At 60.3% G+C, this 25,470-nt stretch carries 26 protein-coding genes; 11 read left to right on the top strand and 15 right to left on the bottom strand.

Features of this window, described 5'->3' with window-relative positions; translation table 11 throughout:
- Positions 1–48 precede the first annotated feature (48 nt).
- The 3 genes from IAI51_RS08855 (at position 49) to IAI51_RS08865 (ending at position 2,684) form a co-directional block, all read left to right on the top strand.
- A complete protein-coding gene (locus IAI51_RS08855; protein WP_187678120.1) occupies positions 49–1,368 on the top strand; it encodes an MFS transporter in 1,320 nt (439 codons plus the stop codon).
- 299 nt (positions 1,369–1,667) lie between these two features.
- The gene (locus IAI51_RS08860) at positions 1,668–1,901 is read left to right on the top strand and encodes a hypothetical protein (protein WP_187678121.1); all 234 of its coding nucleotides are present in this window, start codon (positions 1,668–1,670) and stop codon (positions 1,899–1,901) included.
- A 153-nt stretch (positions 1,902–2,054) separates the two neighbouring features.
- Positions 2,055–2,684 carry a flavin reductase family protein gene (locus IAI51_RS08865; protein ID WP_187678122.1) on the top strand — a complete coding sequence of 210 codons (630 nt, stop codon included), beginning with the start codon at positions 2,055–2,057 and terminating at the stop codon, positions 2,682–2,684.
- 4 nt (positions 2,685–2,688) lie between these two features.
- Here the strand turns inward: IAI51_RS08865 and IAI51_RS08870 are convergent, their stop codons facing one another.
- Both IAI51_RS08870 and IAI51_RS08875 read right to left on the bottom strand, forming a co-directional pair.
- Positions 2,689–2,931 (bottom strand): hypothetical protein, encoded by a 243-nt coding sequence (locus IAI51_RS08870; protein ID WP_187678123.1) that lies wholly within the window; start codon positions 2,929–2,931, stop codon positions 2,689–2,691.
- A gap of 43 nt (positions 2,932–2,974) precedes the next feature.
- A complete protein-coding gene (locus IAI51_RS08875; protein ID WP_187678124.1) occupies positions 2,975–3,328 on the bottom strand; it encodes a putative quinol monooxygenase in 354 nt (117 codons plus the stop codon).
- 338 nt (positions 3,329–3,666) lie between these two features.
- Between IAI51_RS08875 and IAI51_RS08880 the strand changes: the two genes are divergently transcribed.
- Positions 3,667–4,596 (top strand): AraC family transcriptional regulator, encoded by a 930-nt coding sequence (locus IAI51_RS08880; RefSeq protein WP_187678125.1) that lies wholly within the window; start codon positions 3,667–3,669, stop codon positions 4,594–4,596.
- 126 nt (positions 4,597–4,722) lie between these two features.
- On the opposite strand, the gene IAI51_RS08885 is transcribed toward IAI51_RS08880, so the two are convergent.
- The 6 genes from IAI51_RS08885 to IAI51_RS08910 form a co-directional block, all read right to left on the bottom strand.
- Positions 4,723–5,778, bottom strand: a complete 1,056-nt coding sequence (locus IAI51_RS08885) for an ABC transporter ATP-binding protein (protein WP_187678126.1) — start codon at positions 5,776–5,778, stop codon at positions 4,723–4,725.
- 13 nt (positions 5,779–5,791) lie between these two features.
- Complete coding sequence (locus tag IAI51_RS08890; protein WP_187678127.1) at positions 5,792–6,640, bottom strand: ABC transporter permease; 849 nt, start codon at positions 6,638–6,640, stop codon at positions 5,792–5,794.
- Positions 6,637–7,545: an ABC transporter permease gene (locus IAI51_RS08895; protein WP_187678128.1), complete on the bottom strand. Its 909-nt coding sequence runs from the start codon at positions 7,543–7,545 to the stop codon at positions 6,637–6,639. The genes IAI51_RS08890 and IAI51_RS08895 overlap by 4 nt, the downstream gene beginning before the upstream one ends.
- Positions 7,546–7,731: 186 nt before the next feature.
- Complete coding sequence (locus tag IAI51_RS08900; protein WP_187678129.1) at positions 7,732–8,835, bottom strand: ABC transporter substrate-binding protein; 1,104 nt, start codon at positions 8,833–8,835, stop codon at positions 7,732–7,734.
- 217 nt (positions 8,836–9,052) lie between these two features.
- The gene (locus IAI51_RS08905; RefSeq protein ID WP_187678130.1) at positions 9,053–10,504 is read right to left on the bottom strand and encodes an aldehyde dehydrogenase family protein; all 1,452 of its coding nucleotides are present in this window, start codon (positions 10,502–10,504) and stop codon (positions 9,053–9,055) included.
- Complete coding sequence (locus IAI51_RS08910; protein WP_187678131.1) at positions 10,501–12,138, bottom strand: 5-guanidino-2-oxopentanoate decarboxylase; 1,638 nt, start codon at positions 12,136–12,138, stop codon at positions 10,501–10,503. The genes IAI51_RS08905 and IAI51_RS08910 overlap by 4 nt, the downstream gene beginning before the upstream one ends.
- Before the next feature lie 159 nt (positions 12,139–12,297).
- Here IAI51_RS08910 and IAI51_RS08915 point away from each other — a divergent pair, with 159 nt between their 5' ends.
- Positions 12,298–13,179 carry a LysR substrate-binding domain-containing protein gene (locus tag IAI51_RS08915; RefSeq protein WP_187678132.1) on the top strand — a complete coding sequence of 294 codons (882 nt, stop codon included), beginning with the start codon at positions 12,298–12,300 and terminating at the stop codon, positions 13,177–13,179.
- A 258-nt stretch (positions 13,180–13,437) separates the two neighbouring features.
- Here IAI51_RS08915 and IAI51_RS08920 read toward each other — a convergent pair whose 3' ends face one another.
- Together IAI51_RS08920 and IAI51_RS08925 are read right to left on the bottom strand one after the other, a co-directional pair.
- Positions 13,438–14,052 carry an NAD(P)-dependent oxidoreductase gene (locus IAI51_RS08920; protein WP_187678133.1) on the bottom strand — a complete coding sequence of 205 codons (615 nt, stop codon included), beginning with the start codon at positions 14,050–14,052 and terminating at the stop codon, positions 13,438–13,440.
- 45 nt (positions 14,053–14,097) lie between these two features.
- On the bottom strand, positions 14,098–14,976 hold the full coding sequence (locus IAI51_RS08925; RefSeq protein ID WP_187678134.1) for an MBL fold metallo-hydrolase: 879 nt from the start codon (positions 14,974–14,976) through the stop codon (positions 14,098–14,100).
- A 114-nt stretch (positions 14,977–15,090) separates the two neighbouring features.
- Between IAI51_RS08925 and IAI51_RS08930 the strand changes: the two genes are divergently transcribed.
- Both IAI51_RS08930 and IAI51_RS08935 read left to right on the top strand, forming a co-directional pair.
- Positions 15,091–15,996, top strand: a complete 906-nt coding sequence (locus tag IAI51_RS08930) for a LysR family transcriptional regulator (protein WP_222944108.1) — start codon at positions 15,091–15,093, stop codon at positions 15,994–15,996.
- A 120-nt stretch (positions 15,997–16,116) separates the two neighbouring features.
- Positions 16,117–16,293 carry a hypothetical protein gene (locus tag IAI51_RS08935; protein WP_008085463.1) on the top strand — a complete coding sequence of 59 codons (177 nt, stop codon included), beginning with the start codon at positions 16,117–16,119 and terminating at the stop codon, positions 16,291–16,293.
- 131 nt (positions 16,294–16,424) lie between these two features.
- On the opposite strand, the gene IAI51_RS08940 is transcribed toward IAI51_RS08935, so the two are convergent.
- Positions 16,425–17,309, bottom strand: coding sequence for a helix-turn-helix domain-containing protein (locus tag IAI51_RS08940; RefSeq protein ID WP_187678135.1), 885 nt, complete (start codon positions 17,307–17,309; stop codon positions 16,425–16,427).
- 178 nt (positions 17,310–17,487) lie between these two features.
- Between IAI51_RS08940 and pobA the strand changes: the two genes are divergently transcribed.
- Together pobA and IAI51_RS08950 are read left to right on the top strand one after the other, a co-directional pair.
- A complete protein-coding gene (gene pobA / locus IAI51_RS08945) occupies positions 17,488–18,681 on the top strand; it encodes a 4-hydroxybenzoate 3-monooxygenase (RefSeq protein WP_187678136.1) in 1,194 nt (397 codons plus the stop codon).
- A gap of 74 nt (positions 18,682–18,755) precedes the next feature.
- On the top strand, positions 18,756–20,273 hold the full coding sequence (locus IAI51_RS08950) for an MDR family MFS transporter (protein WP_187678137.1): 1,518 nt from the start codon (positions 18,756–18,758) through the stop codon (positions 20,271–20,273).
- A gap of 122 nt (positions 20,274–20,395) precedes the next feature.
- Here IAI51_RS08950 and IAI51_RS08955 read toward each other — a convergent pair whose 3' ends face one another.
- The 4 genes from IAI51_RS08955 to IAI51_RS08970 form a co-directional block, all read right to left on the bottom strand.
- The gene (locus tag IAI51_RS08955) at positions 20,396–21,244 is read right to left on the bottom strand and encodes a cache domain-containing protein (RefSeq protein WP_187678138.1); all 849 of its coding nucleotides are present in this window, start codon (positions 21,242–21,244) and stop codon (positions 20,396–20,398) included.
- A gap of 115 nt (positions 21,245–21,359) precedes the next feature.
- Complete coding sequence (locus IAI51_RS08960; RefSeq protein ID WP_187678139.1) at positions 21,360–22,214, bottom strand: ATPase; 855 nt, start codon at positions 22,212–22,214, stop codon at positions 21,360–21,362.
- Positions 22,215–22,330: 116 nt separating this feature from the next.
- The gene (locus IAI51_RS08965) at positions 22,331–23,323 is read right to left on the bottom strand and encodes an NAD-dependent epimerase/dehydratase family protein (protein WP_187678140.1); all 993 of its coding nucleotides are present in this window, start codon (positions 23,321–23,323) and stop codon (positions 22,331–22,333) included.
- 54 nt (positions 23,324–23,377) lie between these two features.
- Positions 23,378–24,271 (bottom strand): LysR family transcriptional regulator ArgP, encoded by an 894-nt coding sequence (locus IAI51_RS08970; RefSeq protein WP_187678141.1) that lies wholly within the window; start codon positions 24,269–24,271, stop codon positions 23,378–23,380.
- Between the two features lie 96 nt (positions 24,272–24,367).
- Between IAI51_RS08970 and IAI51_RS08975 the strand changes: the two genes are divergently transcribed.
- Both IAI51_RS08975 and IAI51_RS08980 read left to right on the top strand, forming a co-directional pair.
- Positions 24,368–24,769: an ACT domain-containing protein gene (locus IAI51_RS08975; protein ID WP_187678142.1), complete on the top strand. Its 402-nt coding sequence runs from the start codon at positions 24,368–24,370 to the stop codon at positions 24,767–24,769.
- A 5-nt stretch (positions 24,770–24,774) separates the two neighbouring features.
- On the top strand, positions 24,775–25,377 hold the full coding sequence (locus tag IAI51_RS08980; protein WP_187678143.1) for a LysE/ArgO family amino acid transporter: 603 nt from the start codon (positions 24,775–24,777) through the stop codon (positions 25,375–25,377).
- The last annotated feature ends 93 nt before the right edge of the window (positions 25,378–25,470 follow it).

The following is a 25,470-nucleotide window of genomic DNA, read 5'->3' on the forward strand; positions in this document are numbered from 1 at the left end:
CTGCGTTTCGACGCGCTCCACAAAAACAATTATACGAAGGATCCTTCAATGGATAACTCCAACGCCCTGCCACTTGGGTCGGCTGCCATGCCGGCCAAAGAAAGAACCACCGCCAGCCGGATCAAATCGATCTTCAGCGGTTCCGTCGGCAACATGGTCGAGTGGTACGACTGGTACGTGTATGCCGCCTTCTCGCTGTACTTCGCCAAAGCCTTCTTCCCCAAAGGCGACACCACCGCCCAACTGCTGAACACCGCCGCGATCTTCGCCGTGGGCTTTTTGATGCGCCCGATCGGCGGCTGGCTGATGGGGCTTTATGCCGATAAGGTCGGACGCAAGAAAGCGCTGATGGCCTCGGTTTACCTGATGTGCTTCGGCTCGTTGATCATCGCCCTGAGCCCAGGTTATGAAACCATCGGTGTCGGCGCGCCGATCCTCCTGGTGTTCGCTCGCTTGCTGCAAGGCCTGTCGGTCGGAGGCGAGTACGGCACCTCGGCGACTTACCTGTCCGAGATGGCGACCAAGGAACGTCGCGGCTTTTTCTCCAGCTTCCAGTACGTGACGCTGATCTCCGGCCAGCTCATCGCCCTCGGCGTACTGATCGTGCTGCAGAACTTCCTCACCACCGAAGAGCTGTATGCGTGGGGCTGGCGTATCCCGTTCGCCATCGGCGCACTGTGCGCAGTCGTTGCGCTGTACCTGCGTCGCGGTATGGAAGAGACCGAATCGTTCACCAAAAAAGAGAAAGCCAAGGAAAGCGCCATGCGCACCTTGATGCGTCACCCCAAAGAACTGTTGACCGTGGTCGGCCTGACCATGGGCGGTACGCTGGCGTTCTACACCTACACCACCTACATGCAGAAATACCTGGTGAACACCGTCGGCATGAGCATCTCCGACTCGACCACCATTTCTGCGGCCACGCTGTTCCTGTTCATGTGCCTGCAACCGATCATCGGTGGCCTGTCCGATAAAATCGGCCGTCGTCCGATCCTGATCGCCTTCGGCGTGTTGGGGACGATCTTCACCGTACCGATCCTGATGACCCTGCACACCATCCAGACCTGGTGGGGTGCGTTTTTCCTGATCATGGCGGCGCTGATCATTGTCAGTGGCTACACCTCGATCAACGCAGTGGTGAAAGCCGAACTGTTCCCGACCGAAATCCGCGCCCTGGGCGTCGGCCTGCCGTACGCACTGACCGTGTCGATCTTCGGTGGCACCGCCGAATACATCGCGCTGTGGTTCAAGAGCATTGGCATGGAAACCGGCTACTACTGGTACGTGACCGCATGCATCGCAGTGTCGTTGCTGGTGTACATCACCATGAAAGACACCCAGAAACATTCGCGGATCGTGACTGACTGATAGTTACGCAAGATCAAAAGATCGCAGCCTTCGGCAGCTCCTACAGGAGGCTGTCGGGGCTGCGATTTTTGTTTTATGGCCGATTAATCACCGGTTAATGCTGCCTCTGCATCCTGTGCTCACCTGATCGATTACCTGCGCGACGTTCGCTCCTGATGATGGAAGCCAATTAATGCGTCGCCCTTAACATCTAGTTAATCGATTGTTTTTAGCATTATTTTGCGATTTTTAATCAATTTAGTTGGCGTAGCATGGAACCCATGCAAGACACACCCGCCAACGAATCTGGAGCAACAACCATGAAAACCAAACTGATCCTCGCCCTGACCCTGTCCGTACTGGCCGCCAACACCTTCGCTGCCGACGGCTCGGACAAAACCAAATCCGCCGACTTCATTTCCGGCGCCAGCGCGGCCATTGAAACCAGCCACTCGGGTACATACGCCGCTGATGGCTTTGATAAAACCAACATCGGCAAAACCGTCGCTGCCGATGGCTTCGACAAAACCGGTACTGCTGCAGCGATCAGCTAACACTCGGCAATCCCTCTACAGCCCGGCCTCGGCCGGGCTTAGTCATGTCTGAGGCATGACAAATATCCCCTAAAGGATCGGCGTCAGACTGGAAATACGCGGTGCGGCCTTGCACTATGGCGTCATTAGAACGCAGCCTCAGGACCACCCTCCATGCCCGATGACATCCACTTCTACGAACCCGCCAACGGCCACGGCCTGCCCCACGATCCGTTCAACGCCATCGTCGGCCCCCGCCCTATCGGCTGGATCTCTTCACAGGATGCCAACGGCCAGTTGAACCTGGCGCCGTACAGTTTCTTCAACGCCTTCAACTACATTCCACCGATCATTGGTTTTTCCAGCGTCGGGCGCAAAGACAGCCTGAACAACATCGAACAGACTGGCGAGTTCGTCTGGAACCTCGCCACCCGCCCGCTGGCCGAGCAGATGAATCAGAGCTGTGCGATGGTCGCGCCTGAGGTCAACGAGTTTGAATTGGCAGGACTGACGACGGTGGCGTCAAAGGTGATTTCAGTGCCACGGGTCGCCGAAAGCCCGGTGTCCTTCGAGTGCAAGGTCACCCAGATCATTCAGTTGCAGCGCGCCGATGGCGAGACGGTGCCGAGCTGGCTGATCCTCGGCGAAGTGGTCGCCGTGCATATCGCCAAGTGGTTGTTGAAGGATGGGATTTACGACACCGCCGCGGCAGAACCGATTCTGCGCGGCGGCGGGCCGGCGGATTACTTCCAGTTGGGGCCTGAAGCCCTGTTCAAGATGTGGCGACCGGGTGCCGTCAAGTAACTGATTACCAGATCAGCTCGGCGTCTTCAGTGACGCCCTTGAGGCTGTCCAGCTCATTGATGGCCGCCTCATCGGCAGCGATGGCGCCGGGGAAAACCTGATCATCCAGCAGTTTGTGAAAGCGTGGTGCACCGCCATCGACCAGAGCCTTGACCGCGATTGCCGCGTGATAGCCCTTGTTGCCACCCAACTCGACGGGGACGACTGCGGAGACTGCTTCGAAGTGTTCGAACTCTTTACGTGCCATGTCACACATCCCGGCTCAGACAAATAAGCCGGACATTAAACCCTCAACCGGCGAGTTTGTGTACCGGTGCCGAACACTGGCCGAGAGCCTGCGCCGCAGAGACTTCTTTGAAAGTGTGGAAATCCAGACTGTTGACCACCAGCTCCTGCACCAGCTCGGCGAAGATTTCCATCGACGGACTATTGAAGTACGCGGTCATCATCTGTTGATTGCTCCAGAAACCGGAGACCAGCCACAACTCGGGATCACACTGCGAATGCTGCAAGGCAAAGCTCAGGCAACCGGGGGCGGCGCGGGACGGTTCGATCAGCGCGCTCAGGCGTACACCGAGTTCCGCCGAGCGCCCGGCACGCGCTCGGACGAAGGCCATATGACTGACGGGAATCTGCTTGGACATTGTTCAACCCTCCCAGGGAGTCGCGTGGCAGCCAGCGGACGGGCTGCGACAGGATCAAAGGTTAAGGGCCTCGCGCCAGACGCCGTTAGTCGATTCCTGCCGTCGCGTTGCACAATCCTGCGAGACTGCACGCAAGACCTGTAACAACCTGTAAATTGCGGTCACATGGCTGTCATACGAGGTTCAAGCAAGTTAAGCGGCCTGTGTCCTGCTATGCCTGGGCACATCAGCGACCCCGTGCAGAATCAGGCAAGCATTTCGCAGAATGTGTCTACCGCTCTCGATTGCACAAACATATGCTCTGCTCCATTCCACCTCCCTTGCCGAGGATGCCGTGCATGACGTCATTCGATCGTTTTCAAGCCGAACCCACCGCAGACATGGAAAAGCAGCGCGCGGAACTCGCGGCGATCATCCGCCGCAACACCACGGACGATGGTAGTTACGCCACCGCTGTCGGTTCGCTGTTCATGTCACGCCATACCCGATCCCACGACTTCGCCCCGGTACTGGCGCAACCGGCGCTGTGCATCATGGCCCAGGGCCGTAAAGAGGTGCGACTGGCGGATGAGTTCTTCAATTACGACCCACTGAATTACCTGGTGGTCTCGGTATCGATGCCGTTGAGCGGGCGCGTGGTCAATGTCTCACCGCAAGATCCCATCCTCGCCGTGCGCCTGGATATCGACCCGGCGGAAATCACCGCGCTCATCGCCGACGCTGGTCCCCTGGGCGTGCCGACCCGCCCGACCGGACGCGGTTTGTACGTCGAAAAAATCGACAGCGCCATGCTCGACGCCGTGCTGCGCCTGGCGCGTTTGCTCGATGCGCCAAAAGACATCGCCATGCTCGCGCCGCTGATTCGCCGGGAGATCCTCTATCGCCTGCTGCGCAGTCCGCAGGGCCATCGTTTGTATGAAATCGCGATTGCCAACAGCCAGAGCCATCGCATCAGCCAAGCGATCAAATGGCTCAACGGCAACTTCGAACAACCGCTACGCATTGATGATCTGGCCAAAGAAGTGAACCTCAGCGTGTCGACATTGCATCACCGCTTCAAGGCGATGACGGCGATGAGTCCGTTGCAGTATCAGAAGCAATTGCGCCTGCAAGAGGCGCGGCGCTTGATGCTGGCCGAAGGGCTGGAGGCTTCGGCGGCGGGGTATCGGGTGGGGTATGAGAGTCCGTCGCAGTTCAGCCGTGAGTACAGCCGCTTGTTTGGTGCGCCGCCGTTAAGGGATCTGGCGCGGTTGCGGCAGTCGGTCTGATCCAGAATCCGCAGTGAGGCTTATGACCCTATCGCGAGCAGGCTCACTCCTACATTTGGAATGCGTTCCCCCTGTAGGAGTGAGCCTGCTCGCGATGGCGTCGGCAAGGCCGACATCAAACTCGGATCAAGCCCCCAACACCCGACACGCCTCCACCGGCAACGTCACCGACACCGGATGCCCGATCCCCAAGCCGATCCCCTGACACGGTGTACTCAACGCCGTAAACGTCACCCCCGAACACTCCACCGTGGTTTCGATGGTCGCGCCGATATCGCGCACAAACGTCACTTTGCCCAGCAACCGGTTGCCCGCTGTTGCCTGCGCTGGCGACAGTTGCAGGTCTTCCGGACGAATCAGCATTTTCAACTTCTGCCCGACCACGATGCTGTTGCAGATCGGCACTTGCAATGCGTCACCACCCGGCAAACTGACCATGCCGTCGCCCAGCGCGGTGGCCGGGAAAATGTTGCCCGAACCGATGAAGTCAGCGACGAATTCGTTGGCCGGATGCCGGTAGATTTCAATCGGCGTACCGACCTGCTGCACCTTGTGCTCGCCCAGCACCACGACGATGTCGGCCATGGTCATCGCTTCGCGCTGATCGTGGGTGACCATGATCGTGGTGATGTTCAGGCGTTGTTGCAGTTGGCGGATTTCCACCTGCATCGATTCGCGCAGCTTGGCGTCGAGCGCCGACAGCGGTTCGTCGAGCAAGAGGATTTTCGGATGCGAGGCAATCGCCCGGGCAATCGCCACGCGTTGGCGTTGGCCGCCGGAGAGTTTGGCCACCGGACGGTCGATCATCGCCTGCAACTGGATCAGCTCAAGCAGTTCAACCACCCGTGCCTGCTGATCGGCCTTGCTGACGCCGCGCAGTTTCAGCGGGTAAGCGATGTTTTCGCCGACAGTCATGTGCGGGAACAGCGCCAGCGACTGGAACACCATGCCGAAGTTGCGCAGGTGCGCCGGGGTGTGGGCGATGTTTTCGCCGTCCAGACGAATCTCGCCGCTGGTGAGGGTTTCCAGCCCGGCGATCATCCGCAGCAAAGTGGTTTTGCCGCAGCCCGAAGGGCCTAGAAAACACACCAGTTTGCCTTCCGGCAAATGCAGATTGACGTCTTTGACCGCGCAAGCCGAGCCGTAGAATTTCTCGACGTTTTCCAGAATCAGACCAGTCATGTTGCACCTCAAATCAAAAGGAAACGCCGCCCTCGCCCACCAGCTTCTCCAGCGCCCAGATCAGGACGAAGTCGATCAGCACGATCAGCACGGCAAACGAGAACACGGTAGGGTCGAGCGATGACACGGTGCGGCTGTACATCCAGATCGGCACGGTCATGACGTCGATGGTGTAGAGGAAATAGGTCACGGTGAATTCGTTGAACGAAACGATGAACGCCAGCAGCATGCCCGCCAGAATCCCCGACTTCATCAGTGGCACCACCACATCGACAATCGCCCGCAACGGTGAGGCGCCGAGCATCTGCGCCGCTTCTTCGACTTCGCTGCCGATGGAAAGCATCGCGGCGGTGCAGTTTTTCACCACGAACGGCAACGCCAAAATCACGTGGGCAATCACCAGACGCGAGGTGGTCATGTGGAACGGCAGGCTGTCGAACACCAACAGTAACGCCAGCCCCAACACCACCATCGGAAACACCAGCGGCAGCGACATCAGTTGCAGCGCCACGGCTTTGCCGCGGAATTCGCAACGGGTCAGTGCATAAGCGGCCGGCACCGCGATCAACGTGGCGAAGATCATGGTCAGGCAAGCCACCAGCAGGCTGGTGCCCATGGCCTGGCCGAGGCTCAGCACATCGCTGGCGTCCGGCGAGACAAAGGTGTGCCAGGCCGCTTTGTACCATTGCAGGCTGTAGCTGCTCGGCGGGAAGTCGAGGTTCGACGCACCGCTGAACGACATCACGATCATGGTCAGGATCGGCAACACCGCCAGCAGCAGAATGAACCCGGAAAGGATGCCGGCGAACTTGCCCGTGTCGCCGGGCAACAGCGACTGACGCTTCTTGAACAGGACACTCATTGCGAAGCCTCCAGCAAACGCCGACGACGGCCGGTGATGTATTCGGACAGGGTCATGATCGCCAGTGTGGTGATGATCAGCACCACCCCGGCGGCGGAGGCGGCAGGCCAGTTCATCAGCGGGGCGATCTGGTCATGCACCATCACCGCGAGCATCGGCACGCGCCGACCACCGAGCAGTAACGGCACGACAAAGCTGCTGGCGTTGTAGGCGAACACCAGTGTCGCGCCGGTGATGATGCCCGGCAGGCTCATCGGCAACACCACTTGGCGGAACACCTGGAAGCGGCTGGCACCGAGGGTGGCGGCGGCCTCTTCGTAGCTGCGGGCGACGCCGCGCATGGCGCTGGCAATCGGCAACACCGCGAGGGGAAACGCCGTCTGCACCAGGCCCATCAACACACCGTTCTGGTTGTACAGCAGCATGATCGGCCGCTTGATCAGACCCAGGCCCATCAGCGCCTGGTTCAACATGCCGCCGGGGCCGAGAATCACCAGCCAGCCGTAGCTTTGCAGCAACAGATTGACCAGTAATGGCAGCAGCACCGCCGCGAGAAAAATCCGCCGCAGAAAGGGCGAAGTCAGCCGCGACATGGTGTACGCCACCGGGATCGCCAACACCACGGCGATCACCGCGCTGATCAGCGCCAGCCGCAGGGTCAGCAGCAAGGATTTGAGGTAATAGGGCTCGAGCAATTGCGCGTAACTGGCCAGGCTGAAACCCGACCACTCCGCGCCTTTGGTGCCAACGCTCATGCGCAGCACCAGCAGGCTCGCGGCAATCAGCACACCAAGAAACAGCATCGACGGGGTGAGGAAAAACCACGCCCGGGCAGTCGGCGAAATACCGCGCGCCGGACGCACGTCGCCGGCGCCAACCGGTTGGGTCAGGGATTGATGTTCCATAGCAATGATCTCGTCAATGGAAGAACAACTGACAAACACAACCTTCAAATTCACTGAGAAACCTGTGGGAGCTGGCTTGCCAGCGATAGCAATCTGTCAGTGACATCATTGTCGACAGGAAGGCCGTCATCGCTGGCAAGCCAGCTCCCACAAGGGTTTGCGGTGTTCTGAAGGTTTGTGTTCGGATCAGGAAGAGAAGATTTCCGTATAGCGACGAATCCATTGGTCATGCACGGTGGCCAGGAAGGCGTTGTCGTGCATGATCGCCTTCTCGGCAATCTGCTCCGGCGTCAGGATGTACGGGCTCTTGCGCGCTTCGGCAGAGATGATCGCCTTGGCGTTGACCGGGCCGTTGAAGATGTCTTCGGCCATCTTGCCCTGCACCAGCGGGTCGAGAGAGTGGTTGATAAAGGCGTAAGCCAGATCGGTATCGCCCGGACGATTCTTCGGCATCACCGAGAGCATCAGGTCGGTGTAGAAACCTTCCTTCATGCCGAACGTGGCGCCCAGACCATAGTTCGGATCGCGGATCTGCTTGGGGAAAAACGCCGGGGCGTAGAGGCCGCCCATGTCCAGCGAACCGGTACGGAACAGCTCGGCAATCTGGTTGGGGTTCTCGCCCAGGGTGATCACGCGGTCCTTGAGTTCGGCGAGTTTCTTGAAGCCCGGCTCGATGTTGTGCTCGTCACCACCGGCCAGTTTGGCGGCGATGATGATCAGGTCCATCGCCTCGGTCCAGTTCGGTGGCGGGAGGAAAATGTTCGGCGCCAGATCGGCGTCCCACAACGCGGCGTAACTGTCCGGCGCTTCTTTCAACGTGCGGGTGCTATAGACCAGACTGTTGCACCACAGCAGATAACCGATGCCGTGACCGTTGGCCCCGGTGCGGTATTTTTCCGGTACGTCGACCAGATTGGGAATGCGGTTGAGGTCGGGTTTTTCCAGCAGCCCGGCGGCGGCCAGGCCTTCGGCGCCGACGCCGGCCAAGGTGATGATGTCGTATTGCGGACGGTCACCACCGGCCTTGAGTTTGGCGACCATTTCCGAGGTGCTGCCGGTGCGGTCGGCGATCACCTTGGCACCGGTCTTGGCCTCGAAGGTCGCGGCAATATTGCGCAGTGCGGCGAGGCCGGTGTCATCCGACCAGGTCAGCAAACGCAGAGTCTTGCCGGCAAAACGCGTGTCGCTGGCGCTGGCCCGGATGAAGGGCATGCTCATGGCCGCTGCGGCCACGGACGCCACGCCGACGGTTTTAATGAATTGACGCCTGTTCAGATCGTGCTCGCCCATGAAGGACTCCCTTTGTTCTTTTAAGTATGAGGTTGGTCGCAACCGTTGCATCCGCGCGGCCGGTTCGGCTCAAAGCCCCGTTTTCAAAGGGCTTGAGCGCTGCCGACGGGTTCATCCTGAGGTCGTGCAAAACACCTGACTATCGATAAAAACTCATTGAAGCCATGACGCCGACGCATGCCTCGTTGCGAGGCATGCGCTCACCTTTTTCGGGCGTTCAGAGCGCCCGGATCACGTGTTTGATTTCCTGAAACGCCGCCAGCCCCCATGGGCCCAATTCGCGGCCGATGCTGCTCTGCTTGTAACCGCCCCACGCCGTTTGCGGGAAGATCACTTGCGGCGCGTTGAGCCACACCAGCCCCGCCTGCAGGGCGTTGGCGACACGGTCAGCGGTCTCGGTGTTACGCGTCACCACACTGGCGACCAGACCGAACTGACTGTCGTTGGCCAGCGCGATTGCCTCGGCTTCACTGCTGAAACTGCGCACGCACAACACCGGGCCGAAAATCTCTTCACACCACAACGCACTGTCGAGGGGCACGTCGGTGAAGATCGTCGGCTGCAAAAAATAGCCGCGCGGTAGATCGGCGGGACGATTGCCGCCGCAAATCAGCTTCGCCCCGGCACTCAACCCTCGGTCGATGTGGCCCAGCACGCGCTGGTACTGCGCCTGATTGACCAAAGCGCCCATTTCCACGTCCGGATCAAACGGTTCGGCCACACGGATTTTTTCCGCACGGGCCTTCAGACGCAGGAGAAACTCATCCGCCAGTTCATCGGCGACCAATACGCGGCTGGTGGCTGAACACATTTGCCCGGCGTTAAAGAAACCGCCACCGCACGCCAGCTCCACCGCCAGATCGAGATCGGCATCTTCGAGCACCAACAGCGAGGATTTACCGCCCAGCTCCAGGCTCACGCCTTTCACGGTTTCGGCGGCGCGCTGCATCACCTGCACACCGACGGCGTTGCTGCCGGTGAAGGAAATCTTGGCGATACGCGGATCCGCCGACAGCGGCGCACCGACCGCCAGCCCGGTACCGCAGACCACGTTGAACACGCCTTTGGGCAGGCCGGATTCAGCAATGATCGCCGCCAGTTCCAGCTCCGGCAGCGGCGTGACTTCCGACGGCTTGAGCACCACGCAGCAACCGGCAGCCAGGGCTGGCGCGAGCTTCCAGGCAGTGGTGACCATCGGGAAATTCCACGGCACGATCAGCCCGACCACGCCGCACGGCTCGCGACGCAGGCGTGCGCTGAAATCATCGCTGGGCAGCGGCACATTGCTGTCCTGTTTGCCATCGAGGCCTTCGGCCAACTCGGCGTAATACTCGAACGTGGCGATCACATCGTCGACATCGATGGCCGCTTCGAATTGCGGTTTACCGTTGTTGCTCGACTGCAATTTCATCAAGTGGTCACGACCGTTACGCACGCCATTGGCGATGTTGCGCAGGATCGCGCCACGCTCGGCGCCGGTGGTTTTCGACCAATCCTTGAACGCTTCGACGGCCGCGGTCACCGCGTGTTCGACCGCCAGCTCATCACCGCCATTGACCGTGGTCAGCAGCGCTTCAGTGGCTGGGTTGATCACCCGCAAATGCTCGCGGCCGGCGGACCATTGGCCGTTGATGTAGAGGCCATCGAGTGTGGTGGGGAAATTGATCATTTGGCCACCGCCTGCATCCAGCGGTTCTGATCGATTTCAATCACGGTCGGGCCTTGGCGGTCGGTTGCGGCACGCAGCGCAGCGCGCAGTTGTTCAACCGAGCTGATCGCTTCAGCCGCGCAACCCAGGGCCTTGGCCACACCGATGAAGTCCGGTGTGTAGATGTCGACACCGACCGGTTCAATGGCGCGGTTGACCATGTACTTCTTGATCTCTTCGTAACCCTGGTTATTCCACAGCAGGACGATCACCGGCGTGCGCGCTTCGACAGCGCTGGCCAGTTCCGGCAGGGTGAATTGCAAACCACCGTCGCCGATCAGGCACACCACTGGCGGGCGCGCACCTTTGTCGGAATGGCCACCGAGCCATGCACCGATGGCCGCCGGCAAGGCGTAGCCGAGGGTGCCGTAACCGGTGGACGAGTTGAACCAGCGGCGCGGGCGCTCCGGGTTGAAGGTGAGGTTGCCGGTGTACACCGGTTGCGTGGAATCGCCGACGAACACGGCGTCCGGCAATTCGTGCAGAACGGTTTCGAGGAACCGGGTCTGAGCCAGCGTCGGTGCATCCCAAGTGGCGGCCAGATCATCGCGCAGACGCGCAGCACGCACCTGCCCCCAATCGTTGCGCCGCTCGGCCAAGGACTTGTGCGACAACGCGCTGAGCAGCGCTTGTGCGGCGTTGCGCGAATCGGCGACCAGCGCCACATGCGGCGGATAGTTGCGCACGGTCTGATCGGCGTCGATGTCGATGCGCAGCAGCTTGCCGGGAATCTCGAAACCGCCGGCGAAAGTGACGTCGTAATCGGTCTCGGCCAGTTCGGTGCCGATCGCCAACACCACGTCGGCATCGGCGACCAGTGCGCGGGTCGCAACCAGACTCTGCGTCGATCCGATCAACAGCGGATGGCTGGACGGCAACATGCCTTTGGCGTTGATGGTCAGCGCGACAGGGGCGTCGAGCAGTTCGGCCAGTTCAGTCAGCTCGGCGGCGGCATCGATGGCACCGCCACCGGCGAGGATCAGCGGACGCTGTGCGCCGGCGAGCAGCTCGGTCATGCGGCTCACAGCGGCTGGGGCGGCTCCGGCGCGATCGATATTGACCGGGATGCTGGCGAGCAGCTCATCGGCGTTTTCCACCAGCACGTCCAGCGGAATTTCAATGTGCACCGGACGCGGACGACCGGCCTGGAACAGGGCGAAGGCGCGAGCCAAAACAACCGGCAATTCCGCCGCCGACATCAAGGTATGGGAGAACGCCGCGACGCCAGCGACCAGCGCGCTCTGGTTCGGCAATTCGTGGAGCTTGCCGCGACCGCCGCCCAACTGACTGCGCGACTGCACGCTGGAGATCACCAGCATCGGGATCGAGTCGGCGTAAGCCTGGCCCATCGCCGTGGTGATGTTGGTCATGCCCGGGCCGGTAATGATGAAGCACACGCCCGGCTTGCCACTGGTGCGCGCGTAGCCGTCGGCCATGAACCCGGCGCCCTGCTCATGCCGTGGCGTGACATGGTTGATGCTCGAACGGGCCAGCCCGCGATACAGCTCCACGGTATGCACCCCGGGAATGCCGAACACCTGCTCGACCCCGTAACCTTCGAGTAACTTGACCAGTACTTCGCCACACGTCGCCATGTCATTGCCCTTCTTGTTCGTTTGAGACGCCGGGCCTGCGCTGTGTTTATGATGCGCGGGCAAGCCCAGGGATGGCCTCATTGGAACGGGCGACACCTAGCCGCAACAATGGATAAAAAATCATACTAGCCATGTCCTCACGTCATACCTCGGATCGCCATGAAACGAATGCCACCCTTGCCCGCGCTGCATACCTTTCTGATTACCGCGCAGTGCTGCAACTTCACCCGGGCGGCCGAGCAGTTGCACATCACCCAGGGTGCGGTGAGCCGGCAGATCGCCGGGCTTGAGGATCATCTGGGTTATGAATTGTTTATCCGCCAAGCCCGTGGTCTGGAACTGACGGCCGAAGGTCGCGAATGGCTGCCGCGCGTGGAAAAGGTGTTCGGCTTGATCAGCGAAGCCACCGAGCAGATCGGCCTCAAGCGTGAAACCCTGCAAATCAAGGCCCCAAGCTGTGTGATGCGCTGGCTGGTGCCGCGCCTGTTGCAATGGCAGAAAGAGCGCCCGGATGTACCGGTCAAACTGACCACCACCCTGGCCCACGGCGTGGATTTTGCGCGTGAGCCATTCGATGCCGCCGTCATTTATGGCACGCCACCGGACAACTCATCGACCGCCCTGCATCTGTTCGATGAGCAACTGACACCGGTCTGTTCGCCCGCGCTATTGCAAGGCCCACCGGCGTTAGCCACACCGGCGGATCTGCAACACCATCTGCTGCTGCATCCGACCCGCGACACCCAGGACTGGACGGCGTGGCTGACCGCCGCCGAGCAGCAATTGAACAACGTCAACACGGGCCAGCATTTCGAGACGCTGGATCAGGCAATGTCGATGGCGTCGCACGGGACGGGGGTGGCGATCGGGGACTGGTCGTTGATCGGCGACGACCTGCGCGCCGAAAGACTGGTGATGCCGTTCGAGCTGAAGGTGAAGACGGGATTGGCGTATTACGTGGTGGTGCCGCAGGGCGGAGAACCGTCGCCGCTGCTGGAGGAGTTGATGATCTGGCTGGTGGAGCAGGCGCATTTGCGTTGAGGCCTTTCCCCTCACCCTAGCCCTCTCCCGAAGGAGAGGGGACCGATCGGGGGATGCTCAAGAAGTACGCCGACCTGAACGTGCTCTGCCGAATCCATAATCGGCTCGATCCCTCAGGTCGATGTATCCCGCAAGACACCTCGGTCGGCTCCCTCTGCCGAATCCATAATCGACTCGATCTTTCAGGTCGATGTATCCCGCAAGACACCTCGGTCGGCTCCCTCTCCCTCCGGGAGAGGGCTGGGGTGAGGGGGGCTGTCAGTACCCGACCGTAAACCGCTGCCGCGAATGCTTCGGCGCTTCCACTTCGTCGATCAACGCAATCGCGTAATCGGCAAAAGTGATCCAGCTGCGCCCTTCTCCACTCACCAGCAAATAATCCTTGCCGACACGGAACGTACCGCTGCGCTCACCTTCGACAAACTCCGCCGACGGCGACAGAAAACTCCAGTCCAATTCCTTTTCCTGACGCAACGCCTCAAGAAACGCCGCACCGGCGCTGGCCTCGGTTTTGTACTCGGCCGGGAAACCTGCGCTGTCGATAACCCGAGTGTCGTCCGGCAACAACAGCGAACCGGCACCGCCGACCACCAACAGGCGTTTCACACCCGCCTGCTTCACTGGCCCGACAATCGCGCTGGCCGGCACCGTCGCGAAATGCGCGGCGGTGATCACCACATCATGCCCCGCCACCGCCGCTTGCAGCGCCACCGAATCCAGCACATCGACATTCTGGCTGACCACACCGGCACGGCCGCCGATCTTCGAGGTGTCCCGGGCGATGGCGGTAACGCTGTGGCCGCGACGCAGGGCTTCTTCCAGCAGTTGGCTACCGGCACGACCGGTGGCACCGATGATTGCGATCTTGCTCATGACATTCTCCAGTTGGCTTGAGAGTGCTGCGTTTTCAGAATCGGGTTACCACTGCATTTCGCCTTTGGCGACTTTGGCGCTCAGCTCCAGCGAGCTTTCCTCGCCCAGCTTCGGGTAGCGCTTTTTCATTGCCGCGATCAGGGCGGCGGAATCCTTGGCCTTGAGGGTTTCTGCGTCGAACGCCTTGATGTAATCGGCGGTGAATTTCACGCTGGTCAGCGAACGGCTGCTGTTACCCAGGTAATGACCCGGCACCACGGTGTTCGGCTTCAGGGTTTCGATCGAGTGCAGGGTTTCCAGCCAGTCAGCGTGGGATTGTGCGGTCTGGGTGTCGGCCATCCACACGTGGATGTTCTCGGCAACGACAACGCCACCAACCACGGCTTTAAGCGATGGAATCCACACAAAGCTGCGATCCGGTTGTTTGCCCGCAAGACCGATCACCTGCAACTTCTGCCCTTCGAGCATCAGGCTGTCGCCCTTGAGCACGCCCGGCACGATGGTTTTCGCCGGTACGTCGGCGCCCATTTTCGGGCCCCAGAACGCCAGTTTGCCTTCGACGGTTTTGTTGATGTGATCAACGGTCGGCTGCGAAGCCAGCACCTTTGCATCGGGGAAGGCTTTGGTCAGGGTGTCGAGGCCGAAGTAGTAATCCGGGTCACCGTGGCTGATGTAAATGGTGGTCAGATGCTTGCCGCTGGCGCGGATCTTTTCCACCACTTGCTCGGCCTGGGATTTACCGAATTGTGCATCGACCAGGATTGCGTCTTTTGCGCCGCTGACCAGCACCGAGGTCACCGGAAAAATGGCGTTGGTGCCCGGGTTGTAGACATCGAGGGTCAGGTTGGCAGCCGCTGCGTGGGCAGCAAAACCGAGGGAAGCGGTGGCGAGTAAAACGCGTTTGATTGCGGTGAAACCGATCATCTGTTGCTCCGGTGTCCGAATGCCGTGTCTGGCGAGGGGACAGAGCTTAGTTGCCTGAGTCAGTACAAAAAATGCGATGCTTGGACATAGTTTGTTTCTGAAAGCGGGCAAATCATGGATCGTCTCCAAGCAATGCGGGTGTTTGTCACGGTGGTGGACCTGGGCAGTCAGTCGGCAGCGGCCGATCACCTGGACCTTTCACGCCCGGTGGTATCGCGTTATCTGGCCGAGCTGGAAGACTGGGTCGGCGCACGCCTGATGCACCGCACCACACGCAAGTTGAGTCTGACGGCCGCCGGCAGTGAAATCCTGCCGCGCTGCCGGCAGATGATTGAACTGTCGAGCGATATGCAGGCCGCCGTGAGCGAACCCCACGACGCCCCGCGCGGACTGCTGCGGATCAGCGTCAGCACCTCGTTCGGCCAGGCGCAACTGGCCGATGCGATGGCGGCGTACGTCAAGCGCTACCCCGGCGTCAGCATCGATATGCAGATGCTCGATCGCACGGTGAATCTGGTGGATGAGCGCATCGATCTGGCGATCCGCACCAGCAATGACCTCGATCCGAACCTGATCGCCCGGCGCCTGACCGTTTGCCGCTCGGTGGTCTGCGCGGCCCCGGATTATCTGCAAGCACATCCGGCGCCACAGCGGGTTGAAGAGCTGAGTCGACACAACTGCCTCACTCACTCCTACTTCGGCAAAAGCCTGTGGCATTTCGAAGAGGACGGCGAGCCCGTCTCGGTGCCGGTTCAGGGCAATATCAGCGCCAACGAAGCAAGCACGCTGTTGCGAGCGACGTTGGCCGGTGCGGGGGTGGCGATGCTGCCGACCTATCAGGCCGGGGTGCACATTCACGCAGGTGAGTTGATTCGCTTGCTGCCCGACGCCGAACCCCGGCAGATGAACATCTACGCGGTCTATGCCTCGCGCAAGCACATGCCGGCGGCATTGCGCAGCATGCTGGATTTTCTGGTGCTCAGATTCCCGGAAAACCCGGCGTGGGATATCGACCTGTAAACCCGGTCATCAGTGTTCTGAATGTCGCGTTAAATGTGCAACCGCTGGTGCTGGCAAGTCTTCATGGCTGACCTATGCTGAAAGCAGTACCCAAGGGTATTCGTTCAGAGGTCGAACACCATGAACATCAAAACAAGAAGATACTTCGCGATTTTCATCACCTGCGCTGCCACGCTGGCGTTGTACGGCACCGCGGCCTGGCGGGTCGAGCAACTGCGGCAACTGCCCCGCGAATACGCGAGTTGTAACTTCGAGCGCTGTATTCCGCACAACGCCACGCTGAATGCGCTGCGCTGATGTAGCTGAAGCGAATCCTGTAGGAGTGAGCCTGCTCGCGATAGCGGTCTGTCAGTCACCTGCAATATTGATCATGATGGCGCTATCGCGAGCAGGCTCACTCCTACAAGGCATTTGTGGTGGTTAAAGATTTACTGCTCGGCCTTCAGCCTGTCACGAAACGCCTTGGGCGAAATCCCCACCCGACGCCTGAACAGGCGCGTGAAGTTGGTCGGATCGGAAAACCCCAACAATTCCGACATCTCGTAAATGGTCATGCTGGTATAGGTCAGCAGGCGCTTGGCTTCCAGTAACTGGCGTTCGTGCATGATCTGCAACGCCGGTTGCCCCGCCAGTTCACGGCACGTGCCGTTGAGGTGAGAAACCGAAATGCCCAATCGATGGGCCAGATCCTCGACCTTCACATGCTGGCGGTAAGTTTCCTCCACCAATTGAATAAACCCGGCGAGGTATTCGCGCTGGCGTTGCGGCCGCTGGCTGGCGTTATGGCGCACGATCGCCTGGCGGCTGACCCAGACCATGATCACGCTGACCAGCGAATGCATGAGCATTTCCCGCGCGGGTTGATGGCCGTTGTACTCGGCCTGCAACGCCGTAAACAAGCTATTCAGGTAATCGCCGTCATTGCCCGCCGGATAGCTATCGGCCTGGGCAAGCGCGTGAACCGCGTTGCCCAGTTGCGCCTGCAAGTGATTGATCAGCGGCGTGGCGAGCGTGACGACGAATCCTTCGATGTCCTCGGAAAAACGGAAGCCATGTACCGATAGCGGTGGCAGTACTTGAATGGCAGGCGTTTGAAGCTGAGTGCGCTGACCTTCGATCTCAAGCTCTGCCTGACCTTTGAAGACGAAGAGCAGCTGGCACAAATCGGCGTGGCGGTGGGGTTTGATTTCCCATTGATGTTCGCGACTGCGTGAGGAAATGGTTTCACAGTGCAGCAAGTCCGGGGTCGGCCAGTCCAGGCTTTCACCGTAGAGCTTGAACACCGGAATCGAAGGCAGCTCAGGCTTGTTCATCACTTCAATCCAGGCCTCTAGGGTTACGGGCGATAATCGCACCGATTGGCAGAATGTACAGGTATCGGCTCAGTTTTCACCTTCAATTGACAGACCCGCAAGGGAAAAATGCAAGCACTCGATCCATAAAAATCATTCACCGGCCTTGGCCGCGTGAAGCTTGCGAGCCATAAAAACAATGAAAACGCTGAAAACCCAAGTCGCCATCATCGGCGCCGGTCCATCCGGATTGCTCCTCGGTCAGTTGCTGCACAACGCCGGCATCGACACCCTCATCCTCGAACGCCAGTCACCCGATTATGTGCTCGGGCGCATCCGTGCCGGTGTGCTTGAACAAGGCATGGTAGAGCTGTTGCGTCAGGCCGGCGTGAGTCAGCGGATGGACGCTGAAGGTCTGGTTCACGGCGGTTTCGATCTGGCGCTGGACGGGCGTCAGGTGCACATCGATCTGCACGCCTTGACCGGCGGCAAGACCGTAATGATCTACGGCCAGACCGAAGTCACCCGCGACCTGATGGCCGCTCGTCGGGAGGCCGGGGCAACGACGATTTATCAAGTGAGCAATGTCGTTCCTCACGGCATGAAAAGCGACGAAGCCTTCGTCACCTTCGAAAAGGACGGCGAAACCTGGCGCGTCGATTGCGATTACATCGCCGGTTGTGATGGTTTCCACGGTGTCGCCCGGCAGTCAATTCCTGCGGATTGCCTGAAGGTGTTCGAACGGGTTTACCCTTTCGGCTGGCTAGGCATTCTCGCCGACACCCCGCCAGTGCAAGACGAACTGGTCTACGCCCGCCACGAACGCGGGTTTGCCTTGTGCAGCATGCGATCAGCGGTTCGCACCCGTTACTACCTGCAAGTGCCAGCGGATGAAAACGTCGACAACTGGAGCGATCAGCGCTTCTGGGATGAGCTGAAAAAGCGCCTGCCGTCGGAGCTGGCAGAGAAACTGGTCACTGGCCCGTCGATTGAAAAGAGCATCGCGCCGCTGCGCAGTTTCGTGGTGGAGCCGATGCAATACGGCCGGATGTTTCTGGTCGGCGACGCGGCGCACATCGTCCCGCCCACCGGCGCCAAGGGCTTGAACCTGGCCGCCAGCGACGTCAGCACATTGTTCAATATTCTGTTGAAGGTGTACCGCGACGGTCGCACCGATCTGCTGGAGAAATACTCCGAGATCTGCCTGCGTCGGGTCTGGAAGGCCGAGCGATTTTCCTGGTGGATGACGTCAATGCTGCATCGCTTCGACGATCACGATGACTTCAGCCAACGCATTTGCGCCTCGGAGCTGGACTACTTTGTCAGCTCGGAAGCGGGCCGAAAAACCATTGCAGAAAATTACGTCGGGCTTCCATACGAGGCTATCGAATAGCCTGCTATCGACTTACACTGGCGAGCATCCACCCCGCTCGCCAGCGGGTTCATCTCTGCCCGCAGGTCCTGCCCGTGTCCAATCTCAACCAGCCTGAAACGCCCAAACCGGCCATTCGCAGCGTGCTGGTCGCGCTGATGATGGCAATCTTCCTTGGCGCGCTGGACCAGACCATCGTCGCCGTGTCGATGCCGGCCATCTCCGCGCAATTCAAGGACGTCAGCCTGCTGGCCTGGGTGATTTCCGGGTACATGGTGGCGATGACCGTGGCGGTGCCGATCTACGGCAAGCTCGGCGATTTGTACGGGCGGCGCAAACTGATGCTGTTCGGCATGGGCCTTTTCACGCTTGCTTCACTGTTTTGCGGCATGGCCCAAAGCATGGAACAACTGGTGCTCGCGCGGATTCTCCAAGGCATCGGTGCCGGCGGGATGATTTCGGTGAGCCAGGCGATCATCGGCGACATCGTGCCGCCGCGCGAGCGCGGGCGCTATCAGGGGTATTTCAGCAGCATGTACGCGGTCGCGAGCGTAGCCGGCCCGGTGCTCGGCGGCTACATGACCGAGTACCTGTCGTGGCGCTGGGTGTTTCTGATCAACCTGCCGCTGGGCCTCGGCGCCTGGTGGGTGGCCAATCGCAACTTGCGCGGGCTGCCGATTCCACAACGCAAGCCGATCATCGATTACCTCGGCACAGTGCTGATGATCATCGGCCTGACGACCCTGCTGCTCGGTATCACTCAGGTCGGTCAGGGCCATTCATGGCGCAGCAGCGAAGTGCTTGGGCTGTTCGCTTGTGCGGTCGTGGTGTTGGCGATTTTTGTCTGGCATGAGCGGCGTGCGCGTGAGCCGTTGCTGCCAATGCACCTGTTCGCCAATCGCAACGCCCTGCTGTGCTGGTGCACGATTTTCTTCACCAGTTTCCAGGCGATTTCGCTGATCGTGCTGATGCCGCTGCGCTTTCAAACGGTCACCGGGGCCGGGGCCGACAGCGCCGCGTTGCACTTGCTGCCATTGGCCATGGGCCTGCCGATCGGCGCCTTCTTTGCCGGCCGTCGCACCTCAGTGACCGGGCGCTACAAACCGCAGATTCTGACCGGCGCGATCCTGATGCCAATCTCGATTCTCGGCATGGCGTTCAGTCCGCCGGAGGCCACAGTCATGAGTGGTCTGTTCATGTTGCTCAGCGGGATTGCCGGTGGCATGCAGTTCCCGACGTCACTGGTCGGCACGCAGAACTCGGTGGAGCAACGCGACATCGGTGTGGCCACCAGCACCACCAACCTGTTCCGCTCGCTGGGCGGCGCGGTGGGTGTGGCGTTGATGTCCGCGCTGTTGCTGGCATTTTTACAGGACTCAAACTTTGTCCATCTGACGAGCAGCTCACTGATGAGCGAGGGGCACTCGGGCAACGTACTGCTCGATGGTCTGAACGCGGCACCGGGTGATGCGCAGAACGCCTTGCGCGCGGAGCTTTCGGTGACCTTCCGGCATTTGCTGTGGGTCAGTGCGGCGGTGTCGCTGCTGGGGCTGGCGGCGGCGATTGCGATGCCGAACCACTTGCTGCGTGGGCGCGAGCACGGCGCCAAATAGCGGCAATACCCCAAAACATGTGGGAGCGAGCCTGCTCGCGAAGACGGTGAATCAGTCGAAGAATGTATCGACTGATATTCTGCCTTCGCGAGCAGGCTCGCTCCCACAAGGGAGGATGCGTTTCAAGGGCTGTAGTAACCCACCGCCACCAGAAAGTGCCCGACCTTCTTCAGGTAGGCATGCTTGTCCTCGACCTTGCCGGTCACCGGGTTTTTCCAGCGGTATTGGTAGTCGCCATAATCCTGCTTGGCGATCAGCGCCAGAATCGGCTCGCCCACCGGTTTGCCTTCCGGGTCCTTGATCTTGCTGAAGTCGGTATTGATCAGCCGCAAATTGGTGCCATGTGCGACATAGCGCTGGGTATCCAGATCGACTACGAACACGTACAGGTCATCCTGCAAATAGCCGCCCTTGAGCGAGTTGATCGCCATCAGCGTGCCCTTCTCGTCTTTGCCCAGATCCGTCGCTGCCTTGTTCAGCAATGCCATCGCCTGCTCGGCCGACGCCCGGGGCAAGTAATAACCGACCGCCAGAATCCGCTGACCGACGCGCTGATAGAACACATGCTTGCGCTCGACCTTGCCGTCAGCCCAGTTCTGCCAGCGGTACTCGGCTTGCTGGATGCCGTTGCCCTCCGGCACTTTCAAGGCGTCCTTGAAGGTTTTTTGCAGATCCGGGCCGAGCACATCGCTCACATCACGACCGATCAACGCTGACGATGGCCCGCCGCTGGCGAGCATCACGCCTTTGGTGTCGACCACGAACACGTAGCGATCCTTGTCGACAAACTCGCCCTGACGACTGAATGCGGCGAACGCCTTGTCGCCGTTGTCGTGGTAATAGGCCAGGGCCTTTTCCAGCAAGGCGATGGCGGCCTGGCTGTCATCCTTGGCGGTGGTTGCGGCGCTGGCCTGGCCGAACCCCGCCAGTAACATCACGCCGAGCCAGGCCACTTTATGCAAAAACCCCATAGCGCATCCCTCGTTCTTGTTGGTGTTTCAAGAGCGTAGACGGCTTGGAGTCATGTATGGATATTCACAATGATGCAGGGGATTACACAATCCCCTCACCAGAGTTGATCAATCACTACGGTCGGGCGTTGATTTGCTGCTGCAAATTCTGGATCTGCGCCGACAGCGTATTGATGTTGCGGGTCATCTGCCCACGGAACGCATCGAACTCGGCCGTGTTGCCGCCACCCTGAGGGGCTGCCGGACGGTTGTCCTGCTCGCTTTTGAGAACGACGATTTCCTGTTCCAGACGATCAATCGCCGCGCTCGGATTGCCCTGTTTCTTCAGTGCCGCGATGTCGGCGCCAAGGCTCTTGAACTGGGCATCGAAGGCCTTGAGCTGGGCGTCGACCTTGCTGGTATCGGCCGGGGTGCTTTTCACGCTCGCCAGTTCGGTGCTGAGGGCTTTGACCTGCGCCTGCAACTGGGTATTGGCGTTCTGCTGTTCTGTGGTCTGCGCGGTCATCTGCGCCAGACGTTTGTCCAGGTCGCTGGCCTGACCGGCCACGCCCTGCTGCTGCTTGCTCTGATCCAGCAGTTTGCCTTCCAGCTGTTTGATCTGCAGCTTCAAGGCTTCGCTGTCGCTGCTGACGTTGCTCTGGCTGGCCACGACCTTGCCGGAAATATCCTGCAGGCGCCCGGCCGCTTCCTCACTGATACGCGCGAAACTTTCCTGGGTCGCCACCAGTTGCTGCTCCATCAGCGAAATCTGCTGAAAGCTCCACCAGGCCAGACCGATGAAGGCAAAAAACAAGGCGCCGACCAGCGCCCACAACGGCCCGGTGCTGGCCGCCTTGACCTTGACCACCGGCGGCGTACGCGAGTGCACGGCGGTGCGGGCAGTGGTCGGAATGTCATCGTCGTCGAAGGTGTCGGCACGCAGGCTCGGTACATCATCGAAATCGTCGTGGGCATCATTACGCATGGACATTGAGGCAACCTTTGTGAAACGCGGTGATGGCAGATTGCGGCGAAGTATAAACCCCGCAGCCGCAGGGATTGACCCTCAACCTGCAGTGCGGTTCATTGCCGCCCGGCCGAATCGTTTCAACGAATGTCCTGGGCTTTCCACCAGCCGCAGAACTCGTCGAGGGCCGTCCACAGGCTGACTTTCGGATCGTAATCCAGATAATGCCGGGCGCGGCTGATGTCGAGGGTGAAATTTTTGTTCATTACCTGCATGCCCAAGCGCGACAGCGTCGGCTCCGGACGTCCCGGCCAGAGTTTGCACGCGCCTTCGTTGAGCGCCGCGACGCTGTAGGCCAGCCCGTACGAACGGTACTTGGTGACCTGTGGGACTTCCATTTTGCGCATCACGTAATTGACCACATCCCACAGCGGCACCGGCGCACCATTACTGATGTTGTACGCCTTGCCCAGCGCGGAGCCGGCGGCCAGCAAGCTGCTGAGCATGACTTCGTTGAGGTTGTGCACGCTGGTGAAATCGACCTTGTTCAAACCGTTGCCGATGATCGCCAGACGGCCCTTGCGCTGCATGTTCAACAGGCGCGGAAAAATGCTCATGTCGCCGGCACCGGTAACAAAACGCGGACGCAGCGCGATGGTTTCCAGACCGAACTCCTGCGCGCCGAAGACCTTTTGCTCGGCCAGATACTTGGTCGCGGCGTAGTGATGTTTGAAGCGCTTGGGCACTTGTTCTTCGGTCAGGTCGAAGTGGTCACGGCCATCGAAATAGATCGACGGCGATGACAGATGCACCAGCCGTCGAACCCGCTGCTTCAGGCAAGCCTCGACGACATTTTCAGTAACCTGCACGTTGCCTTGATGAAAGTCCTGATAACGCCCCCACAGCCCGACAGCGCCCGCACAATGCACCACGGCTTCGACGTCGGCGCAGAGTTCACGCACCAGATCCGGGTCAGTCAGATCGCCGGGGACAAACTCGGCGCCACGACGCACCAGATGCTCGACGCTCTCGGCCCGGCGACCGTTGACCCGCACGTCAAGGCCCTGCTCCAGAGCGAAACGCGCAAAGCGCCCGCCAATGAAGCCGCTTGCGCCGGTGACCAGAATTTTCATGTAAAGCTCCGATGTCTTTCGTTTTGCCTGATTCGTGTGTCTTGACGCTGGCCGTCAGTTCAACGGCACCAACCATTGGGGTGAAGAACGCACCAATTGCTCGGTCAGCAAGCCCAGCAGCTGACCGCCATTGCGCCAATGATGCCAGTACAACGGCACGTCGATCGGTTTATCTGGCAACAGTTCGCGCAACACCCCGCGTTGCAATTGCTCGCGCACTTGCAGTTCCGGTACCAGGCCCCAGCCCAATCCGGCCTCAGTCAGGCGGATAAAACCCTCGGAAGACGGGCACAAATGGTGCTCGAAACCGCCATCGACGCCGAGGGATGCCAGGTAGCGATGCTGGAGGAAATCGTCCGGGCCAAACACCAGCGCCGGGGTTCGCGGCAGTTGTTCGGCGCGCACGCCATCGGGGAAATGCCGTTCGATAAACGCCGGGCTGGCGAGCGCGCGATAACGCATCGCCCCTAGCAACACGCTGCGCGCGCCAGCCACCGGTCGCTCGCTGGCGCAGACGCACGCCGCCACTTCACCGGCGCGCATGCGTTTGAGGCCGACGGTCTGGTCTTCCACCACCAGATCCAGCAACAAATGCTGGTCGGCGCAGAAATCCCCCACCGCCTCGGCCCACCAGGTCGCCAGGCTGTCGGCATTGATTGCGATGCGCAGACGTTCCGGTAGCCCCTCTTCGTCCAACGCGGGCACAAGCGTCTGCAAATCGCGCTCGAGCAGACGCACTTGCTGCACATGGTTGAGCAGACGTCGGCCAATCTCGGTCGGCGATGGCGGCGTAGCGCGCACCAACACCGGCTGACCGACCCGCGCCTCAAGCAGTTTGATCCGCTGCGAAATCGCCGATTGCGACAAACCCAGCACCTGCGCCGCGCGTTCGAATCCAGCCTGCTCGACCACGGCGGCCAGAGCGGAGAGTAATTTGTAGTCGAACATCAGTTTTCCTAATGAGCGATCAGCACTATTGGTTTTTCTTATACAACGTCAGGTCGGAGAATAGCCAGCAAGCACTCTTTATCAAGGACAACGTCAATGGCTGGCGAAACATCACTCTCGACCTTGCTGCGCAGCATGAGCCCGCAGCTCAACGCCGGCGAATACGTGTTCTGCACCCTGCCCGACGGCCAGTTGCCGCGCGGCCTGGAGGTTGTCGGCAGCTTCCGTGAGCAGGAAGGCCTGACGGTGATCTTGCAACGCTGCGATGCCGAACAGGCCGGTTTCAACTTCGACTATGTGGCCGCGTGGATCACCCTGAACGTGCATTCGGCGCTGGAAGCCGTCGGCCTCACCGCCGCGTTTGCCACCGCACTGGGCAAGGCCGGGATTAGTTGCAACGTGATCGCCGGTTACTACCACGACCATTTGTTTGTCGGTCAGGCCGACGCCGAACGCGCCATGCAAGTGCTGCGCGATCTGGCAGCCAACGCGGAGTAAATCTTATGTGGCAAAGCTATGTGAACGGCTTGTTAGTGGCACTGGGGCTGATCATGGCGATCGGTACGCAGAACGCATTTGTGCTGGCGCAGAGTCTGCGGCGTGAGCATCACCTGCCCGTCGCCGCGCTTTGCGTCGCCTGCGATGCATTGCTGGTGGCCGCCGGGGTGTTTGGCCTGGCGACCGTGTTGGCGCAAAATCCGACATTGCTGGCGGTCGCGCGCTGGGGTGGTGCGGTGTTCCTGATCTGGTACGGCAGCCAGGCCCTGCGCCGGGCGTTTTCGAAGCAGAGCCTGAATCAGGGTGAAAACCAGACCGTACGCTCGTTGCGGGCGGTGATGCTCAGTGCCTTGGCGGTGACCTTGCTCAACCCGCACGTTTATCTCGATACCGTGCTGTTGATTGGTTCGCTGGGGGCTCAGCAGTCGGTGCCGGGGGCTTATGTGGTCGGCGCGGCAAGCGCTTCTTTGCTGTGGTTTTTCACTTTGGCGCTGGGTGCCGCGTGGCTCGCACCGTGGCTGGCTCGCCCGAGTACCTGGCGGATTCTCGATCTGCTGGTGGCGTTAATGATGTTCACGGTGGCAGGACAGCTGATATTGGCGTCCTGACTTATTCCAAACAGCTCTGGAACCTCTATCCCACACAGTTGTTGCGTGGTTAAGCCGCAACCCCGGTGCTATGATCCGAACCCTGCGCCGCAA

Source organism: Pseudomonas sp. N40(2020), assembly GCF_014472415.1.
GTDB lineage: Bacteria > Pseudomonadota > Gammaproteobacteria > Pseudomonadales > Pseudomonadaceae > Aquipseudomonas.

Coding starts and splice junctions, on each gene's coding strand:
- IAI51_RS08855 (WP_187678120.1), top strand. CDS start 49: ATGGATAACTCCAACGCCCTGCCACTTGGGTCGGCTGCCATGCCGGCC.
- IAI51_RS08890 (WP_187678127.1), bottom strand. CDS start 6,640: ATGAGTGTCCTGTTCAAGAAGCGTCAGTCGCTGTTGCCCGGCGACACG.
- IAI51_RS08860 (WP_187678121.1), top strand. CDS start 1,668: ATGAAAACCAAACTGATCCTCGCCCTGACCCTGTCCGTACTGGCCGCC.
- pobA (WP_187678136.1), top strand. CDS start 17,488: ATGAAAACGCTGAAAACCCAAGTCGCCATCATCGGCGCCGGTCCATCC.
- IAI51_RS08880 (WP_187678125.1), top strand. CDS start 3,667: ATGACGTCATTCGATCGTTTTCAAGCCGAACCCACCGCAGACATGGAA.
- IAI51_RS08970 (WP_187678141.1), bottom strand. CDS start 24,271: ATGTTCGACTACAAATTACTCTCCGCTCTGGCCGCCGTGGTCGAGCAG.
- IAI51_RS08875 (WP_187678124.1), bottom strand. CDS start 3,328: ATGTCCAAGCAGATTCCCGTCAGTCATATGGCCTTCGTCCGAGCGCGT.
- IAI51_RS08960 (WP_187678139.1), bottom strand. CDS start 22,214: ATGTCCATGCGTAATGATGCCCACGACGATTTCGATGATGTACCGAGC.
- IAI51_RS08980 (WP_187678143.1), top strand. CDS start 24,775: ATGTGGCAAAGCTATGTGAACGGCTTGTTAGTGGCACTGGGGCTGATC.
- IAI51_RS08935 (WP_008085463.1), top strand. CDS start 16,117: ATGAACATCAAAACAAGAAGATACTTCGCGATTTTCATCACCTGCGCT.
- IAI51_RS08885 (WP_187678126.1), bottom strand. CDS start 5,778: ATGACTGGTCTGATTCTGGAAAACGTCGAGAAATTCTACGGCTCGGCT.
- IAI51_RS08965 (WP_187678140.1), bottom strand. CDS start 23,323: ATGAAAATTCTGGTCACCGGCGCAAGCGGCTTCATTGGCGGGCGCTTT.
- IAI51_RS08930 (WP_222944108.1), top strand. CDS start 15,091: ATGGATCGTCTCCAAGCAATGCGGGTGTTTGTCACGGTGGTGGACCTG.
- IAI51_RS08870 (WP_187678123.1), bottom strand. CDS start 2,931: ATGGCACGTAAAGAGTTCGAACACTTCGAAGCAGTCTCCGCAGTCGTC.
- IAI51_RS08915 (WP_187678132.1), top strand. CDS start 12,298: ATGAAACGAATGCCACCCTTGCCCGCGCTGCATACCTTTCTGATTACC.
- IAI51_RS08920 (WP_187678133.1), bottom strand. CDS start 14,052: ATGAGCAAGATCGCAATCATCGGTGCCACCGGTCGTGCCGGTAGCCAA.
- IAI51_RS08955 (WP_187678138.1), bottom strand. CDS start 21,244: ATGGGGTTTTTGCATAAAGTGGCCTGGCTCGGCGTGATGTTACTGGCG.
- IAI51_RS08925 (WP_187678134.1), bottom strand. CDS start 14,976: ATGATCGGTTTCACCGCAATCAAACGCGTTTTACTCGCCACCGCTTCC.
- IAI51_RS08975 (WP_187678142.1), top strand. CDS start 24,368: ATGGCTGGCGAAACATCACTCTCGACCTTGCTGCGCAGCATGAGCCCG.
- IAI51_RS08905 (WP_187678130.1), bottom strand. CDS start 10,504: ATGATCAATTTCCCCACCACACTCGATGGCCTCTACATCAACGGCCAA.
- IAI51_RS08900 (WP_187678129.1), bottom strand. CDS start 8,835: ATGGGCGAGCACGATCTGAACAGGCGTCAATTCATTAAAACCGTCGGC.
- IAI51_RS08940 (WP_187678135.1), bottom strand. CDS start 17,309: ATGAACAAGCCTGAGCTGCCTTCGATTCCGGTGTTCAAGCTCTACGGT.
- IAI51_RS08910 (WP_187678131.1), bottom strand. CDS start 12,138: ATGGCGACGTGTGGCGAAGTACTGGTCAAGTTACTCGAAGGTTACGGG.
- IAI51_RS08865 (WP_187678122.1), top strand. CDS start 2,055: ATGCCCGATGACATCCACTTCTACGAACCCGCCAACGGCCACGGCCTG.
- IAI51_RS08895 (WP_187678128.1), bottom strand. CDS start 7,545: ATGGAACATCAATCCCTGACCCAACCGGTTGGCGCCGGCGACGTGCGT.